The organism is Micromonospora sp. KC213 (assembly GCF_004348325.1).
GTDB lineage: Bacteria > Actinomycetota > Actinomycetes > Mycobacteriales > Micromonosporaceae > Micromonospora.
The window spans coordinates 1-3,484 of sequence record NZ_SMKF01000296.1; the positions used below are offsets into that span (position 1 = coordinate 1).

Annotated in this window: 4 protein-coding genes; 3 read left to right on the plus strand and 1 reads right to left on the minus strand. The window is 73.9% G+C overall.

All coding sequences use genetic code 11. From position 1 onward, the window contains the following. A partial coding sequence (locus E1166_RS29900; protein WP_132343167.1) for an ATP-binding protein occupies nucleotides 1–683 on the plus strand: 683 nt, incomplete at its 5' end. Then, nucleotides 680–1,360, plus strand: a complete 681-nt coding sequence (locus E1166_RS29905; protein WP_132343168.1) for a response regulator — start codon at nucleotides 680–682, stop codon at nucleotides 1,358–1,360. The genes E1166_RS29900 and E1166_RS29905, both read left to right, overlap by 4 nt. 9 nt (nucleotides 1,361–1,369) lie before the next feature. Here E1166_RS29905 and E1166_RS29910 read toward each other — a convergent pair whose 3' ends face one another. Continuing rightward, nucleotides 1,370–2,266 (minus strand): DUF4231 domain-containing protein, encoded by an 897-nt coding sequence (locus E1166_RS29910; RefSeq protein WP_165944463.1) that lies wholly within the window; start codon nucleotides 2,264–2,266, stop codon nucleotides 1,370–1,372. A gap of 283 nt (nucleotides 2,267–2,549) precedes the next feature. Here E1166_RS29910 and E1166_RS29915 point away from each other — a divergent pair. Then, on the plus strand, nucleotides 2,550–3,484 hold a 935-nt coding region (locus E1166_RS29915), incomplete at its 3' end, for a PHB depolymerase family esterase (RefSeq protein ID WP_132343170.1).

The following is a 3,484-nucleotide window of genomic DNA, read 5'->3' on the forward strand; positions in this document are numbered from 1 at the left end:
GGGTGCGGGGCAGCGTGCTCACCCTGCGCGACCACACCGAGCTGCGTGCGCTCAGCAGCGAACTGGACTCGGTACGCGGGCTCACCGAGGCGCTGCGTGCCCAGGCGCACGAGGCCGCCAACCGCCTGCACACCGTGCTCACCCTGGTCGAGTTGGGCCGCTCCGACGAGGCGGTCCGGCTGGCCACCGAGGAGCTGGCCCTGGCCCAGCGGCTCACCGACGAGGTGGTCGGGGCGATCGCCGAACCGGCGCTGGCCGCGCTGCTGCTCGGCAAGTCCGCCCAGGCCGCCGAACGGGGCGTGGAGTTGACCGTGGACCCGGACTCCCGGCTGCACGTGGGTGCCCTGCCCACCACCGACCTGCTCACGGTCGTGGGCAACCTGGTCGACAACGCCCTGGAGGCGGTTGCCGTGGCGGCCCCACCCCGGCGGGTCCGGGTCCGGGTGACCGAGACCGACGGCGAGGTGCTCGTCGAGGTGGGCGACAGCGGCCCGGGACTGCCGCCGGAACAGGTGGCCGACGCGTTCCGCCGCGGCTGGTCGACCAAGCGGCCCGGCCGGGGCCTGGGGTTGGCGCTGGTCGGCCAGGTCATCGCCCGACACGGCGGGCGGTACGAGGTGGACGCTGCCGCCGAGGGCGGCAGCGTGTTCCGGATCCGGCTCCCGATCGGGGCACGCACGTGAGCGACGAGATCCGGGTGCTGGTCGTCGAGGACGAGGAGCTGATCGCGCAGGCGCACCGCGCGTACACCGAACGGATCCCCGGGTTCCGGGTGGTGGCGGTGGCACGCACCGCGCGGGAGGCGATGGCGGTGCTGCGCTCGGACGACCGGGTGGACCTGGTGCTGCTCGACTTCCACCTGCCCGACATGCACGGGCTGGAGGTGTGCCGGACGATGCGGGCCGCCGGCAGCACCGCCGACGTACTCGCGGTCACCTCCGCCCGGGACCTGAGCATGGTACGCGCGGCGGTGGCCCTCGGCGTCACCCACTACCTGCTGAAGCCGTTCACGTTCGCCGCGTTCCGCGACAAGCTGGAGCGGTACGCGGCGTACCGGGCGCAGGCGTCGGCCGGTGGCGCGGTGGCGGCGCAGCACGAGGTGGACCGGATGTTCGCCACCCTGCGCGGCACCGCCCCTGACACCCTGCCCAAGGGGCTGGTCGCGGCGACCCTCGACGCGGTGCTGGACGCGCTGCGCAGCCGGCCCGGCCAGTCGGCGTCCGAGGTGGCCGAGCGGACCGGGATGTCCCGGGTCACCGCCCGACGCTACCTGGAGCACCTGGCTGACACCGGTCGGGCGGATCGCAGCCCCCGTTACGGCACCCCCGGCCGTCCCGAGGTCGAGTACCGCCCCACGTGACCGACGGGGTCAGCCCGCCCCCCGGTCGTGGGTCCACTCGGCCAGCCAACTCTCGTTCTCCCGCGAGATCGCCTCCTCGCACGCGCACACGAACGCCGCGACGGCGGCCGGCGACCGGTCGGCCGTTGCCTCCCACTCCTCCAGCAGGGCGGCCAACCGCCGAGCGGTCGCCAGGTACGACACGACGAGGTGCTCGTGCCGGGCGGCGGAGATGTGCGCCGTGACGGACGCGCCGACCACCGTCACCGCCGAGACCCAGACGCCGACACCGGCGGCCCCGGTGGTGGCGGCGAGCGCGCCGAGCACCGCACCGGCGGCGGCGATCGCGAACTCCGCGCTGCGGAACCGCGCCAGCCGGCGCTGCTGCCGGGCCGCGCCGGCACGGTAGTAACCGTCGATCTGCGGACGGAGCCGGTGGGCGAGGTAGCCGTCCACGTCACCGACCGGCGGGACCGGGGCGGCGAGATCGGGCGCGTCGAGTGTCATGCCGGCGAGGTCGGTCACGTCGTCGGCGACGGCCGTGGCCCGGGCCCGCAGGCGAGAGGCCCGGTCCGGCCCGTCGTACGGCTGCGCGCCGGTGAGGAAGAGGTAGACCTGCGCCTTCAGCGCCTCGCTGGCGGCACGGACCCTCGTCCACGCCTCGATCCGCTCCGGTCCCAGGCGCGCGACCCGCACCACCGGGACCAGGGCGAGGGCGACGGCGCCGGCGGTCGCCAACGCGCGGCCCGGCACGCCGCCCAGCCCCACCTGGACCGCCGCGGTGGTCAGGACCGCACCGCACACCGCCGCCGCGAGGGCCGCGGTGCGCCAGAACGTGATGCTCCGCTTGGCGCTGCCCGCGGCGAACGACCACCGCCGGTGCTCACGCCACACCGCGGCCACGGCGGACCTGTCGGTCTGCTCCACTGCTCGCCTCCTCTGCCTCGGCCAACCGGTCGCCGGGACGGAGCCGCCCCGCTCGACGCGGCCCGGGTGGCCGGGCCCGTTCCCAGGATGCCGACCGGAATCAATGCCGAGGGTCCCGCCGCCCGTGCCCGGTGCGTCGCCATGGGTCGCGGGCCGGTGCTCGTCCTTGCCAGACCATCCGAGGCATCCACTACTGTGGATGTTCTGAGCCGGGCACGATCGGGCGCCGGGCAGCCTCGATCGGCATATCCGTCCCCATCGGCCCTTCCGGAGGACTCCCCCAATGAGACTGAAGCTCAGACTGCTCGGCACCGCCCTGGCAGCCGGCGCGCTGACGGCCCTGGCGGCCGTGTCGGTCCCCAGCCCGGCGTCGGCGGCCACCCTGACCCAGGTGACGAACTTCGGCGCCAATCCCAGCAACCTGCAGATGTACCTGTACGTGCCGGACCGGGTCGCCCCACGCCCCGCGCTGGTGGTGGCGGTGCACTACTGCACCGGCTCCGGACCGGCCATGTACTCGGGCACCCAGTTCGCGTCCCTGGCCGACCGGTACGGCTACATCGTGATCTACCCGTCGGTGACCCGCAGCAGCAAGTGCTTCGACGTGGCCTCGCCGCAGGCGCTGCGCCGCGACGGGGGCAGTGACCCGGCCGGGATCAAGTCGATGATCGACTACGTGCGGGCGCGGTACCCGGTGGACGGCGACCGGATCTTCGCCACCGGGATCTCGTCCGGCGCGATGATGACCAACGTGCTGCTCGGGCTCTATCCGGACGTGTTCGCCGCCGGCTCCGCGTACGCCGGCGTCCCGTTCGGCTGCTTCGCCACCACGAACGGCTCGGAGTGGAACAGCGAGTGCGCCAACGGCCAGCTCGTCAGGACCCCGCAGCAGTGGGGTGACCTGGTCCGCAACGCGTACCCGGGATACACCGGCAAGCGGCCCCGGATGCAGCTGTGGCACGGCACTGAGGACGACGTACTGCGCTACCAGAACTTCACCGAGGCCATCAAGCAGTGGACCAACGTGCACGGGCTGAGCCAGACCCCGACCTACACCGACCGGCCGCAGTCCACCTACACCCGCACCCGGTACGGCGGCAGTGGCGGCACCGCCCCCATCGAGGCGATCAGCATGCAGGGTGTCGGCCACAACCTGCCGGTGGACGCCGCCCAGGCGATCCGGTTCTTCGGCCTCGACGGCAGCGCCCCGCCCACTTC